The sequence below is a fragment of the Nafulsella turpanensis ZLM-10 genome, from assembly GCF_000346615.1.
Lineage (GTDB): Bacteria > Bacteroidota > Bacteroidia > Cytophagales > Cyclobacteriaceae > Nafulsella > Nafulsella turpanensis.
The window spans coordinates 140,228-155,910 of the sequence record NZ_ANNU01000006.1; the positions used below are offsets into that span (position 1 = coordinate 140,228).

Genomic DNA, 15,683 nt, shown 5'->3' on the forward strand with positions numbered 1-15,683 from the left:
GAAGCTGTTATCTTTCCCCTCTAAAGTATCAGTTTGTCCCCTCCTCTTATGAAAAGAAAAAAGCCCCACCTCATTACAAGGCAGGGCTTCTTAGAAGGAAATGTTCTGGGTTTTATACGCTTATTTTTACCCGTAGTTTAAGTTCATCCATTTCCAGCTCAGTGGCATCGGCTACTTCTTCCTGCAGCTCCAGTGAAAGAGCCTGTGTTTCGGCGCAAATGTAGTCATGGTTGGCTTCCAGGGCAGCCTCAACCAGCTCATCGCCTCGCTCTACGGCTATCTTTATCTTATCCTGCACCTCTAGTCCCATATCCTTTCTCAGGTTCTGGATACGGTTTACCAGGTCGCGGGCAATACCCTCCTGCCGAAGCTCATCTGTAAGGGTTACATCCAGGGCTACAGTCAGGCCGTTTTCACTGGCAACCGACCAGCCCGGAATATCCTCTGAAGTGATATCCACATCTTCACGGGTCAGGATAACCTGTCCGTCGCTGAGTTCTATGGTCTTCTGGCCCTGACGCTCGATTTCGGCAATATCTTCCTGTCCGAACTGCGCCACGGCCTTACTGATCTCCTTCATCTTAGGGCCGTACTGCTTGCCCAGGCGAGGGAAATTCGGCTTTATCTTCTTCACCAGAATGCCGCTGGTATCGTCGATATATTCGATGGCCTTAATGTTTACCTCACTCAGAATAAGATCTTCCACGGCCTCTATCTGCTCGCGGGTTTCCGGATTAAGGATTGGGATCAGGATGCGGCTCAGCGGCTGGCGCACCTTCAGCATATCTTTCTTGCGCAGGGAGTGTACCAGCGATGACACCAGCTGTGCTTTATCCATTTTAGCCTCCAGCTGCGCATCAATGCGGCCTTCATCAGCCACCGGAAACTGGCCAAGGTGTACTGAATCTGCCTCTTCCTTACCGCTTACACCATTCAGGTCGCGGTAGAGGTGGTCCATATAAAAAGGTGCAATAGGACTACCCAGCTTAGCGATAGTTAATAAGCAGGTGTAGAGCGTCTGGTAAGCAGCCTGCTTATCGGCATTATACTCACCTCTCCAGAAACGTTTACGATTGAGGCGAACATACCAGTTGCTTAGGTCGTCGGTAGTAAAGTCCATGATGGCACGGGCGGCACGGGTAGGCTCGTACTCGTCATACGCCCGCTCCACTTCCACCACCAGGCTGTTCAGTTTGCTAATAATCCAGCGATCACTCTCCGTACGCTCCGCCATTGGAATTTCTTCTTCGGAAAAAGTAAAACCATCGAGGTTGGCATAAAGCGCGAAGAAGTTATAGGTATTCTGGAGCGTACCAAAGAAACGGCGCTGCACCTCCTGTACTCCCTCGATGTTGAATTTGAGGTTATCCCATGGATTTGCATTGCTGATCATATACCAGCGGGTGGCATCAGGACCATATTCCGCAAGGGTTTTGAAGGGATCGACCGCATTGCCCAGGCGCTTGCTCATTTTATTGCCATTCTTGTCGAGCACAAGGCCGTTGGCAATTACATTTTTGTAGGCCACGTTATCGAACAGCAGACCGGCGATGGCGTGGAGCGTAAAGAACCAGCCACGGGTTTGATCTACACCTTCGGCAATAAAATCGGCCGGAAAGTTATTTTTGAATACATCCTGATTCTCGAACGGATAGTGCCACTGCGCATAAGGCATGGCGCCGCTGTCGAACCATACATCAATAAGGTCGCTTTCGCGACGCATGGGCTGTCCGCTGTCGCTTACCAGAATTACATCGTCTACGAACGGGCGATGCAGGTCGAAATCGGCATCGATGGGCTTCTGCTCAAAACCGGCGGCAATGGCTTTTTCTACTTCTGCTTTTAACTCAGCTACGGAGCCGATGCACTTTTCCTCCTTCTTATCTTCGCTGCGCCAGATGGGCAGGGGCGTACCCCAGTAGCGGCTGCGGCTCAGGTTCCAGTCGACCAGGTTTTCGAGCCAGTTGCCAAAGCGGCCTTCGCCGGTCGATTTTGGTTTCCAGTTAATGGTTTTATTCAGCTCCACCAACCGATCCTTCATTGCCGTGGTTTTAATAAACCAGCTTTCGAGCGGATAGTAGAGGATAGGCATATCGGTACGCCAGCAGTGCGGATAGCTGTGCTCGTACTTTTCTACCTTAAAGGCCCTGTTTTCTTCCTTCAGCTTAATGGCGATTTTTACGTCGGTCGAGCGGTATTCTGCATCGCTTTCGTCTTCACCGGCATAATTCTTCACCGGCATACCGGCAAAGTCGGTAATTTCCTGTACGAAACGGCCCTGCTTATTGACAATCGGGGCCTGGTTACCTTCTTCGTCCGTAACGAAAACGCCCGGCACATGGTGTTTTACCGATACACGATAGTCATCGGCGCCAAAGGTTTGCGCCAGGTGCACAATCCCGGTACCATCTTCAGTCGTTACAAAGTCGCCTTCCAACACGGTAAAAGCCGGCTTTTCAAGCGGAATGTAAGGCATCAGCTGCTCATAGTCGAGCCCTACCAGTTCGCTGCCTCTAAACTCACCGGCTATTTCAAAAGGAATCAGTTTATCGCCGGGCTTATAATCGCTCAGTGCAATGCCTTCGGCTTTTTTATTGAAGTAGCCACTTACGCGATCTTTCGCCAGCACTACGGTAATAGGCTCGAATGTATACTGGTTGAAACTTTTTACGGCTACATAGTTAATGTTTTTGCCTACGGCCAGGGAGTTATTGGCCGGGAGCGTCCATGGAGTGGTGGTCCAGGCAATAAAGAACACATCGCCCTGGGCATTGGCAAAAAGAGGCTCTGAGCGCTCGTTGCGAACCACCTTAAACTGGGCAGTAATGGACGTATCTTTTACATCGCGGTAGCAGCCCGGCTGGTTCAGCTCGTGCGAGCTCAGGCCGGTACCGGCAGCCGGTGAGTAAGGTTGAATGGTATAGCCTTTGTAGAGCAGTCCTTTGTCGTACAGCTGCTTAAGCAGGTACCAGAGGCTCTCCATATAATCGCGCTCGAAGGTAATGTAGGGGTTATCCAGGTCGACCCAGTAGCCCATTTTCTCGGTAAGATCATCCCACTGGTCTTTGAACTTCATTACCGCCTCGCGGCACTTCCGGTTGTACTCCTCAACCGAAATTTTAGTACCGATATCTTCTTTGGTAATACCCAGCTCCTTTTCTACCTGCAGTTCTACAGGCAGGCCGTGTGTATCCCAGCCACCCTTACGCTTTACCTGAAAGCCCTGGAGTGTTTTGTAGCGGCAAAAAATATCCTTTACCGCGCGGGCCATTACGTGGTGAATACCCGGCGTACCATTGGCCGACGGAGGTCCTTCGAAAAAGGTAAAGCTGGGGTTTCCTTCCCGGCTATCTACCGACTTTTCAAAGATTTTATTGTCTTTCCAGTACTGCAGAATATCATCTGCCAGCGCTGCGTAACTGATACCTTTATACTCGCGATACTTCACAAAAAGTAGATTTTACTTGTTCAAATCAATAATCTGCAAATATAGGGGAATCCGCTTTAATATGATAAAAGTCAGCTGGTTTTGATAAGACTGAAGTAAGCAATGAGCATGTAATTTTCCTAGAAAGCGCGCAGGAGACTAATGTTACAACATTTTAATTTAATCGCTTAAAAGTTGTATTTTATATCTAATCATTGCTCTTTTAGCCGGTGAAACTTTAAATAGATAAAGAAAAACCCTTTTCTGATACCAGGGGTTTAAAAACTTAATCATGAAAAATTTAATAATCCTTTTACTAATCCCGCTATTTTTCATCTCCTGCTCAAAGCCAGGGCCAAGTTTTGATGTTCCTTCCCCAATACGATTCGTGCTGGAAGACGAGGGAGGCGAACTGATTATAGGTGAAGTTACTGTGTGGTATTTGGAGAAAGGGGAAAAAAAGGTAATTGAAGACTTGGAGGTAGAGGCGTTTGTTCCAGATATTCAAAAGGACACTTTCGCAACTCATTGGGTAAGTAATGGAATGAGCTATTTTGCTTCCTATGGACACACACAAACTTATTTTCTGGAGTATAAAGGTTTCACCGATACTCTTACTCTCATTTATGAAAAAGAAAGAGACAATGACTTTAAGAGTTTTCAACACAACGGGAAAAAGGTAGAGCAGGATATGTCTAAATTATGGCCCTTCAGGTATATTACCATTAACAAGAAGTAGCGGAAAATGAAATATTCCGAAGTCCCACGAGTCCGAAAACGAAGATCTGTGGGACTTCTTTTTTTCTGCTTTCTGCAGGCAGATACTTGCTCCTACCCAGCTCTTCCATGACACTTCTTCGCTTTCGATCAATTTTGTAGCAAGAGAAGGGAATAAGCAAGTTCTTTTCCTTTCTCTCCTCAAACCAACTATTCGTACTGATTAATGAAGTGGTAGCTCTACTGTAAAAGTAGTGCCCTGCTGCACCTGGCTCTTTACATGTATCTTTCCGCCATGGAGCTGCACAATCTGCTGACTGATGGCAAGGCCAAGACCGGTGGATTTTTCGCCTTTCAGGCCTTTGCGCCTTATTTTAGAAAATTCCTTGAACAGGTCGGGAATATGATCTTCCGGAATACCAATCCCGTTATCCTGTACTTCTATCTGAACTTCTTTGTCTTCCTGCCGGATGTGAACTCCAATTTCCCCTCCAGCGGGGGTAAATTTGAGGGCATTGGATACCAGATTGCTGATGGCCTGCTCCAGGAGAATTTTATCTACCTCGGCTACAACAGCAAAATCGGGAGCTTTAATGGTACTGACGATACTCTTTTCATTAAAATTAATCCGGAAGTTTTCCATGACCCCATCCACAAGCTTGCGGAGGTCGTGCTTTTTAAGGTCCAGCGTGAGCGTACCCTCCTGCAGCGAAACCAGGCGAAGCAGGTTATCGAGCAGCACCAGGGAGCGGTTTCCCAGGTTCTGGAGCATGCCTATATAAGAACCATAACGATCCTTTTCCTCATCGCTCATCATCCGCATCAGGATATCGGCAATCATATACACCTGGGAAAAAGGGGCCCGGAGGTCATGAGCCAGGATTTTGAGAACACTATCGAGCTTTTCGTGCTCTTCCTTCAGCACCGACATTTTCTCCTTTTTGTCGGTAATATCAATTATGTGCCCGACCACTTGTCGAACTTTATTTTTTTCATCATCGACGGGGAAGGTAAACAGCTCTACCCATTTAATACTTCCCATATCTTCGCCCGTTTGTAGCTCTACCCGCCCGGCATAATCATTTTCAGAGGAAAGGTCATCAAAAAAACGGTCAAACTCCTGCTGGCTCTCAGGGTGGATGTAGGAACGGAGCCGTTCATTATGGTCGGACCCTTCGTGTCCGTCTGCCAGCTCATAAAACTGCGGGCTCACGAACATAATTTTCTTTTCTTCCAGGTGGTAGACAAAGAAAAATTCCGGAACCGTTTCAGTTATTAGTTTATATACATCCACACTACTCCTATTTCCAGTTTCTGCACGATATTCGCCTCTTACTCCACTTTCGGTAACATGCGCCAAAAGCTGCCCTGCTTAAAAACAACCGGGGCAAAAGGAAAAAGTTATAGGGACGACTCCTTTTCCTGAGATAGTTTAGCCTGCTGTTTGCTCTACTTCCAGCTGGCTCCGATCAATTTCTTCATCTTCGCTTTCAGTATAGAATTCCTCGTAATGTTCGATCAATGCATACTCATCTTTCGGATATTTACCGCTATCGAAAGCCAGCAATAGCGAAGGGAGCAGGATAAGGTTGGTAAACATGGCAAAAAGCAGCGTAGTGGAGGTAAGGATACCCAGAGCCACTGTTCCGCCAAAATCAGAGAAAGCGAAAATGATAAACCCACAGAACAGTACGATAGAGGTGTAAATCATACTCGCCCCTGTTTCCCGCAAACTGGCACTTACGGCCTTTGCTACAAAGAATTTATTGTAAAAGAGCTCCTGCCGGTATTTGGCCAGGAAGTGAATAGAATCGTCTACCGATATACCAAAGGCAATACTGAAAATTAAGGCTGTACTGGGCTTCAGTGGTATACCGAAATAACCCATAAGGCCGGCGGTAACACAAAGCGGCACCAGGTTTGGAATAATGGAGATAATGATCATCCGGACATTCCGGAAGAGCAGCGCCATTACAATAGAAATAACGCCAAAAGCAATCAGGAGGCTGGAGCGGAGGTTCTGGATCAGGAACTGGTTTCCTTTGATAAACAAAAGGGTAGTACCTGTTATCTTTACCGACACCTGCTCATCTTCACCAAAAGCAGCTTTTATTTCGGGCTGAATTACCTGCGTAATCAGCGAATCCATTTTAATGGAACCAATATCGGCCACTTTCATGGAAATACGCATCAGCTGGCCTGTGGAGTCGACAAAAGACTGGCTCAGCTTTTCACTCTCCTGGCTGTTGCGGAGGTAGGGCAGAATAAAAGCCCGCTCGCGGTTACCGGGCAATTCGTAAAACTGGGGCTGTCCGTTATAAAAGGCCTGGCGGGTGGCTTTTAAGAAACTTACCAGGGAAACAGGCGGAGTAATGTGCTCCTGAGCGGCAAAAAACGTTTCAAGCTTTTCTATTTTCTCCAGCGTCTGCAGGTTCATGACCCCACGTGGCCGTCCGGTATCGACCACCACTTCCAGCGGCATTACTCCCCCGAAGTTCTGCTCGAAAAATGCCAGGTCTCTTTTTACCTGACTATCTTCCGGTATATCGTCCACCATATAGGCGTTGGAGCGAATTTTGAACATCCCCACAATTGAAATCAGCAGTATTACGGCCGTAACGGCAAACACACTGTATTTGTGGCGGTGTACCACCAGATCAAATCCGGTAATTACCTTTTCGAGCGGCCTGGAGTCGAGGTGGCGGAGATGGCGCGGAGAGGGCGCTTTCAGGTAGGAGAAGATGGCCGGAATAAGGATAATGCTGACCACAAAAGTTGCCAGAATGTTAATACCGGCGACTATACCAAATTCCTTCAGAATGGTAATATCGGCAAACATCAGCACCAGAAAGCCTACGGCCGTAGTAAAATTAGTAATGAGGGTAACAAAACCAATGCGATGGATAATGTGTGCCAGGGCAGGTATTTGCTGCCCGTGCTTGGCATACTCCTGATGGTATTTATTGAGCAGGTATATACAGTTTGGAATACCAATAACCACAATAATGGGCGGAATAAGCCCCGTAAGCAGAGTAATTTTATAGCCAAGCAGCACCAGGCTGCCCAGCGACCAGACGATCATGACCCCAATAACAATTACCGGGAAAATAACGGCATTGAACGAACGGAAAAAGAACAGCAAAATAAGAGCGGTTACCACCACCGAAAGCACCAGAAACATTTTCAACTCGGCCTGCACCTTGGTAGTCATGACGGAGCGCACGAAAGGGATACCGGCGTAATGAAGCTGAATACCAGTCTTCTCCTCGAACTGACGCCCTGCCAGCAGAATATCGTCCATCATGGAAGAGCGTTTGCCCGAGTTCAGGATTGAGGTATCGATGGTCAGCAGCATAAGAGTAGCCCCGTTCGAAGGGTTTATCAGCTGACTACTGTAAATTTTCTGATCGAGGGCGAGCTGCAATAAGCTGTCGACTGCCTGCTGATCTTCAGGAACATCGTCGAAAATAGGTTCCAGCACAAATTTGCGATTTTCCTGATCATTAACCGCCCGCTGCAGCAGCGGGAGCGAGAGCACGCCTTCAACCCCTTTAATGCGCGACATTTCTTCGCTCATATACTTGTAGCGCCTGAGGTTTTGAGCCTGGTATACGCTGCTGTCCTTCATGCCAATTACCAGCACGTTACCGTCCTCCCCAAAGCGATCTTTAAACTCCTTCAGGAACACCATATCCGGGTCGTCCGAAGGAACCACATTGGCATATTCGTACGAAAGCTCCAGTTGGGGTATTTTAGTGGCAAAGAAAGCCGTAACCAACCCTATGGCCAGAATTAAAGGAAGCCTGAATTTTAATATAAAAGATGCCAGTAAATTCCACATGCTGCTACAGATAAGCTGCAAAGGTATAAAATAGCTTTCTTTGTTTTACAAAAAAAGCCCCTTACTTATTACACTGATTTCCAGCACCTCCCCTGGTTTCCCGTTGCACTTTAGTTATATTATTTAAGAATAATTAAACTCCTTCGCTTCCTATAGCACTGGCAGGGCGGTTCCTTTTATCTTCCTGAAAAGGGCCACTGCATGGCTGTCGGTGAGGCCCGATACATAATCGAGGCAGCTCATGGCCAGTTCATATACCGTTTCCTGCCCGGCCGGATCGTACTCTTCCGGCAGGAGACGCAGGGTAGAGCGGTGGCGGGGCGAAAAAGCCTGCGGATCCACCTTTTTAAAATAAGCAGCACTGATAAAAGCATCGAGCAGACCTCCCAGTACCTCAAAACCTGCAATTTCGGTTTCGAGCACTACCTGCGAGCGGTATATTTTTTCTACAGAAATCCGCTTAACATCACTCATTACTTTCGCCGCCGGCACAAGGTCTACCAGGCTCTCTTCAAACCTGCCCTGCAAAATGTCTTCTTCATTTTCCAGAAAAACAGCAGAAGCCTGTTCAATCAGTTCTCCTATTGCCATGGCCCGCAGCACACTTATTTTTTCATTCTTTCCTCGAATGCGCTCCAGCTTTTCGGGCTTGTACCTGCTCCCCAGCAGCGCTCCCAGCAGGTCGCGGGTTTGCTCAAAGCTGATGAGCCCCATACGGCATCCATCTTCCAGGTCAATCACATGGTAGCAGATATCGTCGGCGGCCTCCACCAGAAAGGCAAGCGGATGTCGGCACCAGCTGGCATCTTCGCCCCTGCCCAACCTAAGCATGCCAGTGGCTTCGGCCACCTGCTCGAAAACCCTCCTCTCACTCTGGAAAAAGCCGTACTTCTTTTGACTGATGCGAGAGGAATCTTTCTCTTTCAGATATGACTCGCAGGGGTATTTACTGAAAGCCGCCAGCGTGGCCGAAGTAAGCTTAAGCCCCTGGTAATTTTCTTTATTCAGCAGCCTGAAGCCCTGGGCGTTACCCTCGAAACGGGTAAGGTCTTCCCACTCCTTTCCGTTGCAGTGCGGACGAATCAGCTGAGCGGTGGATGAATTCCGGAAGAAATCGGAAATAGCCGCCTCGCCACAATGGCCAAAGGGAGGGTTACCCAAATCGTGTGTAAGGGAAGCAGCGGCCACGATAGCGCCAAAGTCGTACTGGCTTATTTCGGCTTCGGCCAGTTCTTTGTGCCGCTGCACCAGGGCCTCACCCACTCTTTTGCCCAAGGAACGGCCCACGCTGCTTACTTCCAGACTATGCGTAAGGCGGGTATGTACAAAATCCTCTTTCGGAAGCGGAAAAACCTGGGTTTTATCCTGCAGGCGGCGAAAGGGATAGGAGAAGATAATACGGTCGTAGTCCTGCTCAAAGGCGCTGCGGGTGGCATGTGAAGCCGGGTGTTTTTTATCGATACGTTGTGCCGAAAGTAATTGCTTCCAGTGCATCATGAAGTAGTAGATTTGAGATGTTAGACTTGAGATGTTAGACTTGAGATGTTAGACTATGAGTGTAAGACATTAAGCGTAAAAATTAAAGCTTAGTCTGTCCGTACCATTGCCCGACTTCCACCATTGAAAATCCACCTCAAATAAAGGCTTTATTTATCAGCCGGCAAAAGAAATCTTTGTTTCTTATCCCCGCTCCATCATCTCCTATCTCATGTTTCGCTTCTATTGTCCATTGTCTCAAATCTAAGGTCTTAATTTCAGGAAGCTTTCCTGTACCCGTACAGCACCAGGGGGTCCTGCTTCAGGATTTGACAGAGGACGCGGTAGAGCTCGGGCATATGGCTCCAGAACTCCATAGGTCGCTCAAAGAAATTCTCCACGGCAATGGCAAAGAACTCCTCTTCATTTACACCTGCATACTCACGAAAGAAGTGGCTCTCCCCCTTCCGTAATTTGTATAGTTCCCGCAGGCTCATGACCTCCCACTGATCCATCCATTCCTCATTCAGGAAGCCATACTCCGCATTGCGAATTACATTTTCGAGCCGCAGAGCATGGGCCATTTCATGCAGACCCAGATTGATGCTATCGCCAGGGTTAACATAGCCCTCCACGAAATTGCGCCACGAGAGCACAATAATACCCCAGGCCGGATTAACCTCACCCTTGTGGTATTTCCGGGAAATAGTGGAATAGTAGGTATCGGGATAAATGAGGATAGTCTTGAAGTGGCGGAGGTAAATGTGTGGCAGCCCGAAAGTAAGCTGCACGGCGGCAGCGGCAATAAGTACCTTCATTTCGGCGGTTACCTGCACAAGCTGGCGCGGCACAAAGCGCTTAAGCATAATAAAATGTTGTACCTTCCGCTCAAAGGAAGGTCTTTTGGCAGCAGGAAGGCGCTGGTAGTAAAGGCAGCTCTGCTGAAGTATTTTCCGGTAACCAGGATTAATAGGCACAATGGCTGCACCTCTCCGACTGCTCACATACCAGTAGGCGATCCCAAACCCAAAAAGGAACAAAAATAAAACACCGAGGCCTGTATGCATACTCTTTCTCTCCTAATAAAGATATAAGTTGCAACAGGCCCCGGTGTTTTACAAACCGGTGTAATATTTTAGAGGCTCTTATAAATATTTGTAACCGATACCTCACGACCTATTTCTTCGCGCAGCTGGCTTACCGGCACCCGCTTCTGCTCGGTGGTATCTCGGTAGCGAATGGTTACGGTATCGTCTTCCAGCGTCTGGTGGTCAACCGCTATACAGAAAGGGGTACCAATTAAATCCTGGCGGGTATAACGCTTACCAATGGCAGCACTGTCGTCATACACCACGTTAAAATCGTACTTGAGCGACTCGTAAATTTCCCTTCCTTTTTCGGCCAGGCCATCCTTCTTTACCAGCGGCAGAATAGCGGCTTTTACAGGGGCCAGAGCCGGGTGAAACTTCAGGTAAATACGGGTCTTCTCATTTCCTTTGGCATCCACACCCACATCTTCTTTATAAGCATTGCAGAGGAGCATCAGGAAGAGGCGGTCGGCACCGATAGAGGTTTCCACCACATATGGTATATAGTTACCATAAGGCTTACCCTCTTCATTAAGGTCATTATCGAAGTACTGCTGCTTCTTTTTGCTTAGCTCCTGGTGGTTCTTCAAATCGAAATCGGTACGGCTGTGTATACCCTCCACTTCTTTAAAGCCGAAGGGGAAGCGGTACTCAATGTCGAGGGCCGCATTGGCATAATGGGCCAGCTTCTCGTGATCGTGCAGGCGCAGATCCTCTTCAGGTATACCCAGGGCTTTGTGCCACCTGAGGCGGGTTTCGCGCCACTGCTGGTACCACTCCATTTCGGTGCCTGGGCGAACGAAGAACTGCATCTCCATTTGCTCAAACTCACGCATCCTGAAAATAAACTGACGGGCCACAATCTCGTTCCGGAAGGCTTTACCAATCTGGGCGATACCGAAAGGCACCTTCATACGGGCCGTTTTCTGTACATTCAGGAAGTTGACGAAAATCCCCTGCGCCGTTTCCGGGCGGAGGTATATCTTATTAGCCTCATCAGCTACAGAACCTACTTCGGTCGAAAACATAAGGTTGAACTGCCGCACCTCTGTCCAGTTAGCTGTTCCGCTGACAGGGCATTTAATCCCTTCGCTGATAATAAGCTCGCGCACACCTTCTAAATCTTCGGCTTCCAGCAGCCTGCCGGTTTTCTTCAGCAGCTCCTGTGCCCGCTCCTTGTCACCTGCATCTTCATATTCAGCGGCTTTCTCTTCGAGCAGCACATCGGCACGATAACGCTTCTTGGAATCTTTATTATCGATCATCGGGTCGCTGAAGCTGTCGATGTGGCCGGAGGCTTTCCAGGTAAGCGGGTGCATAAAAATGGCGGAGTCGAGGCCTACTACATTTTCGTTGAGGCGCGTCATGGCCTGCCACCATAGTTCCTTCAGGTTTTTCTTCAGCTCGGCACCATAGGGGCCATAGTCGTATACGGCCTGCAGGCCATCATATATTTCGCTTGAAGGGTACACAAAGCCATACTCCTTGGCATGTGCTACTATTTTCTTAAACAGGTTGTTTTCTTCGTTTTTAGCCATAGCGACAAAGGTAGAAAAATTTGTGTTTCAGCACCAGTGGCCTGATGGGTTAATGTGCGGGGCGTACTAATGCCATTATCTTATACCAGGCCTTTGCAGGGCGGCCTAATGGGTGGACGCATTTCCGGGGATTTACGCTAAACGGCCCCGAATCCCAACCTAATTTCCAGGTCCTCTCGAAAAACATTAGCGGTACTGCTCGGGGTATACCATCAGCACGTTGTGGCCTTCGAAGTATTTCGAAAGTTGGCGGGGCAGTTTGTCGAACAGCTTATTGTAGGAAAGCGTATCTTTCCGGGCATTCAGCACCACCAGCAGGTCGTCCTGCCGGAGGTCGCGCGAAATAATTAAGAAGTCCTCCCACTCTTCAAGGGCATGAAAATGAAGGGGTAAGTTATGCTGCACCGCTTCCATACCTTTTTTTATCTTGTCGCGGGTAAGCGGATTGGTATAAATGAGCATGGGCGCGCTCAGTTCTTTGCTCAGCAGGTGCAGCCGATTTAGCACTTTGGAGAAACCTGGCTCGTACTCTGCCTTTTCCGGCACTACCACCACCATTTTTTTTATGGTATTTATCGGCTGCACCGGCTTATAAATAAAAAGGGTATTTCCGGTGCCATTAATCACATTTTCGAGCAGCTGTCCAAAGTGTGTGTCGGTAAAGCTGCCTTTCTGGTGCATACCCAGCACCACATCGGTAATACGGTTTTCCTTTATAGAATTAAGAATTCCGCTGGCAATGTTAATATCGAAACGCGAAATTGCCCGCACGGTGGTATCGGCGGCGGCCCCGGCTTTCTGCGCTTTCTCCAGCAGCTTTTTGCCCTTGCTGCTGTTTTCTTCTTCTGTTTGGATATTTAGGGCAAAAAAGTCTGTAGGTGCTTTCTTTTGCTTGAATAAAGCAGTAAAGCTTATGAGGTGCTCAATGGTTTCGGCATTCGATACAGGAATAAGAAAGCGGTTATTTACTTTAAAGCGAGGGCCGGTTTCATGTTCTTCTTCGCCTTCCACCAGGGCAATTTCCCGGGCGGCCTTGTTCACCACCAGCGAACTAATGGTACAGGTGATCAGGATCATGACGATAGTACCGTTCAACACATCCTCGTTCAGCAGGCGTATCGGCTCCCCTTCAGGACTAACACCTGTAATTACATTGTAGGCAATGAGCACCGCTGCCAGGGTGGCTGCCGCCTGTGCATTGCTCAGGCCAAACATCATCAGGAACTCTGAACGGGAAAAGCGAAAGCTCAGCTTGGAGAGGTAAGCCGCCAAAAATTTGGCCAGGGTGGCCGTAAGCGTCATCAGCCCGGCAATGAGCAGTGCATCTGATCCTGATATAAAAATTTCGAAATCAATCAGCATACCTACCCCTATCAGAAAAAAAGGAATAAAAAGAGCATTTCCTACAAACTCTATGCGGTTCATAAGAGCCGAGGTATGCGGAATGATCCGGTTGAGGGCCAGGCCGGCAAGGAAGGCTCCGATAATGGCCTCTACACCAGCCAGCTCAGCCATAAAAGCCGAAAAGAACACAACGCCCAGCACATAAATATACTGCGCCACGGCATCCTGCTGTTTCTTAAAAAACCACCTCGAAACCAGCGGAATACCTACCAGCACAATGCTCCCGAACACGAGGAGAGAGCCCGAAAGCCGCAGCCAGAATTCCTGCCCTACCTCCCCCCGCTCCATGCCAATAATTACGGCCAGCACCAGCAGGGCCAGGGTATCGGTAATAACCGTTCCGCCTACGGTTATATTAACCGCCTTATTTTTAATTACACCAAAACGACTTACAATCGGGTAGGCCAGCAGGGTGTGGGAGGCAAACATACTGGCCAGCAAAATGGCAGAATTAAGAGAAAGCTCCATAAGGTAATAGCCCACCAGCCACCCCAGCAGCATGGGAATACTAAAAGTAAAAAAGCCGAACAGCATGCTCTTGTACTTATTCTTTTTAAAATCGGCCATGTCTATTTCCAGGCCGGCCAAAAACATAATGTAAAGCAGCCCTACGGTGCCAAACAGCACAATGCTGGAATCGCGTTGCAGCAGGTTAAGGCCATTTGGACCAATGACAGCCCCTGCAATAATGAGCCCGATAATTGGTGGAATTCGGAGCTTGCTTAAAAGAATAGGCGCAAAAAGAATGATAAAGAGTACAATCGAAAAAATAAGTACCGGATTTTGAAGAGGTAAAGAAAAATCGATGTGGTTCATTCTTTTATATGATTCAAAAAATTAGCTACCTGAAGTATCTGGTACCTTCGACTTGCTCAGCTCTGTTTAATACCTACAGCGAAATGTAAAGTTTTTATTTTAACGTGAATTATGGCTTAGGCAATAAGGGGTTGTTGCATTTCGGGTAGAAAATGCGTTTTGAAAGTTGTATCTTTCATTTCAGAACTACAGCCGGGCAAGAGAAGGCTCCTTAGTAGCCACTCAAATCCAGATCGTCGGTTTCTACCAGCGAAACTTTTTTACCGGCCTTCTTCTGGATTACTTTAAAATGATGAAGGTCTTCCGCACTGACCAGTGAAATAGCTTCACCCTCGGCCTCTGCACGGCCGGTCCTTCCAATCCGGTGGATATAGTCTTTGGGTGAGCGGGGAAGGTCGTAGTTGATGACATGGGGCAGAAACTGAATGTCAATTCCTCTCGAGGCCAGATCGGTGGCTACCAGCACCCTGAGCTTGCCTGCCTTAAATTTTGTAAGAGCATCTGTTCGGGCGCCCTGGCTCTTTTTACTGTGCAGGGCCATGGCCTGCAGACCATTCTTCAGCAGTTTCCCCACCAGGTTATCGGCCGTTCGGGTAGAGGAGACGAATACCAGCACCTGCTTCATATTTTCCTGCCGGATGAGATACCTTAGGAAGGGCCCTTTCCTTTCCGGCTCTACCAGGTAAGCAAGCTGCTTGATTAAATCCGGATTTTGCTTTTCCACCTCCATTTCTATTCTTAGCGGATCACTCAGCAGACGGGTAGTGATATCCTGCACCTCCTCATCCATGGTGGCGGTAAACAAAATATTCTGGCGATTCCGTGGCAGAAGAGCAAGGATTCGGTTCATTTCCTCTTCAAAGCCCATGTTCAGCATTTTATCTGCTTCATCGAGCACCAATACTTCTACTTCTGAAAGGTGCACGGCATTAGACGAAACCAGGTCGAGCAGTCGGCCCGGTGTCGCCACCAGCACTTCTACACTTCCTATCTGCATCATTTGCGGATTAATGGAGACCCCGCCATACACGGCAAAGGTTTTTATTTTCTGCGGAAGACTGCCCGCGAAGGTTTTAAAAACATCTCCTACCTGCACCGCCAGCTCCCGCGTAGGCACCAATACCAGCACTTTTACAAAGCGATTCCGGGATGCTCTTGTACCCTGAAGTTTTTCCAGAACAGGCAAAACAAAGCTGGCGGTTTTGCCGGAGCCTGTTTGGGCGATGCCCAGCACATCTTTTCCCTGGAGAATAGCCGGAATTGCTTCCTGCTGAATGGGGTAGGGTGCTGTATAATTCTGTGCAGCAACTGCTTTTACTAAAGAGGCCGATAAACCAAGAGATGAAAATGACATAGGGGTGCGAAATGCTTAATAA

The 15,683-nt window shown here is 48.2% G+C and carries 9 protein-coding genes; 1 reads left to right on the forward strand and 8 read right to left on the reverse strand.

From position 1 onward, the window contains the following. Positions 1 to 112: 112 nt before the first annotated feature. A complete protein-coding gene (ileS, locus tag F752_RS0103390; protein WP_017730325.1) occupies positions 113 to 3,448 on the reverse strand; it encodes an isoleucine--tRNA ligase in 3,336 nt (1,111 codons plus the stop codon). Positions 3,449 to 3,719: 271 nt separating this feature from the next. Between ileS and F752_RS0103395 the strand changes: the two genes are divergently transcribed. Next, complete coding sequence (locus F752_RS0103395; protein ID WP_017730326.1) at positions 3,720 to 4,166, forward strand: hypothetical protein; 447 nt, start codon at positions 3,720 to 3,722, stop codon at positions 4,164 to 4,166. A gap of 201 nt (positions 4,167 to 4,367) precedes the next feature. Here F752_RS0103395 and F752_RS0103400 read toward each other — a convergent pair whose 3' ends face one another. The 7 genes from F752_RS0103400 to F752_RS0103430 all read right to left on the reverse strand — a co-directional run bounded on the left by F752_RS0103400 (position 4,368) and on the right by F752_RS0103430 (position 15,661). Further along, positions 4,368 to 5,504, reverse strand: a complete 1,137-nt coding sequence (locus F752_RS0103400) for a PAS domain-containing sensor histidine kinase (RefSeq protein WP_017730327.1) — start codon at positions 5,502 to 5,504, stop codon at positions 4,368 to 4,370. A 72-nt stretch (positions 5,505 to 5,576) separates the two neighbouring features. Further along, positions 5,577 to 7,985: an efflux RND transporter permease subunit gene (locus F752_RS0103405; protein WP_017730328.1), complete on the reverse strand. Its 2,409-nt coding sequence runs from the start codon at positions 7,983 to 7,985 to the stop codon at positions 5,577 to 5,579. A gap of 150 nt (positions 7,986 to 8,135) precedes the next feature. Beyond that, entirely contained in the window at positions 8,136 to 9,482 is a 1,347-nt protein-coding gene (locus F752_RS0103410) for a deoxyguanosinetriphosphate triphosphohydrolase (protein WP_017730329.1), read from the reverse strand. A gap of 257 nt (positions 9,483 to 9,739) precedes the next feature. Beyond that, positions 9,740 to 10,528: a zinc-dependent peptidase gene (locus tag F752_RS0103415; RefSeq protein ID WP_017730330.1), complete on the reverse strand. Its 789-nt coding sequence runs from the start codon at positions 10,526 to 10,528 to the stop codon at positions 9,740 to 9,742. A gap of 68 nt (positions 10,529 to 10,596) precedes the next feature. Next, on the reverse strand, positions 10,597 to 12,087 hold the full coding sequence (locus F752_RS0103420; RefSeq protein WP_017730331.1) for a glycine--tRNA ligase: 1,491 nt from the start codon (positions 12,085 to 12,087) through the stop codon (positions 10,597 to 10,599). Positions 12,088 to 12,273: 186 nt separating this feature from the next. Further along, complete coding sequence (locus F752_RS0103425) at positions 12,274 to 14,307, reverse strand: cation:proton antiporter (protein ID WP_017730332.1); 2,034 nt, start codon at positions 14,305 to 14,307, stop codon at positions 12,274 to 12,276. A gap of 211 nt (positions 14,308 to 14,518) precedes the next feature. Continuing rightward, the gene (locus F752_RS0103430; RefSeq protein ID WP_017730333.1) at positions 14,519 to 15,661 is read right to left on the reverse strand and encodes a DEAD/DEAH box helicase; all 1,143 of its coding nucleotides are present in this window, start codon (positions 15,659 to 15,661) and stop codon (positions 14,519 to 14,521) included. Positions 15,662 to 15,683 lie beyond the last annotated feature (22 nt).

Excerpts from the sequence above, each read along its gene's own strand:
- F752_RS0103395 (WP_017730326.1), top strand. The coding sequence starts at position 3,720 with ATGAAAAATTTAATAATCCTTTTACTAATCCCGCTATTTTTCATCTCC.
- F752_RS0103405 (WP_017730328.1), bottom strand. The coding sequence starts at position 7,985 with ATGTGGAATTTACTGGCATCTTTTATATTAAAATTCAGGCTTCCTTTA.
- F752_RS0103410 (WP_017730329.1), bottom strand. The coding sequence starts at position 9,482 with ATGATGCACTGGAAGCAATTACTTTCGGCACAACGTATCGATAAAAAA.
- F752_RS0103415 (WP_017730330.1), bottom strand. The coding sequence starts at position 10,528 with ATGCATACAGGCCTCGGTGTTTTATTTTTGTTCCTTTTTGGGTTTGGG.
- F752_RS0103420 (WP_017730331.1), bottom strand. The coding sequence starts at position 12,087 with ATGGCTAAAAACGAAGAAAACAACCTGTTTAAGAAAATAGTAGCACAT.
- F752_RS0103425 (WP_017730332.1), bottom strand. The coding sequence starts at position 14,307 with ATGAACCACATCGATTTTTCTTTACCTCTTCAAAATCCGGTACTTATT.
- F752_RS0103430 (WP_017730333.1), bottom strand. The coding sequence starts at position 15,661 with ATGTCATTTTCATCTCTTGGTTTATCGGCCTCTTTAGTAAAAGCAGTT.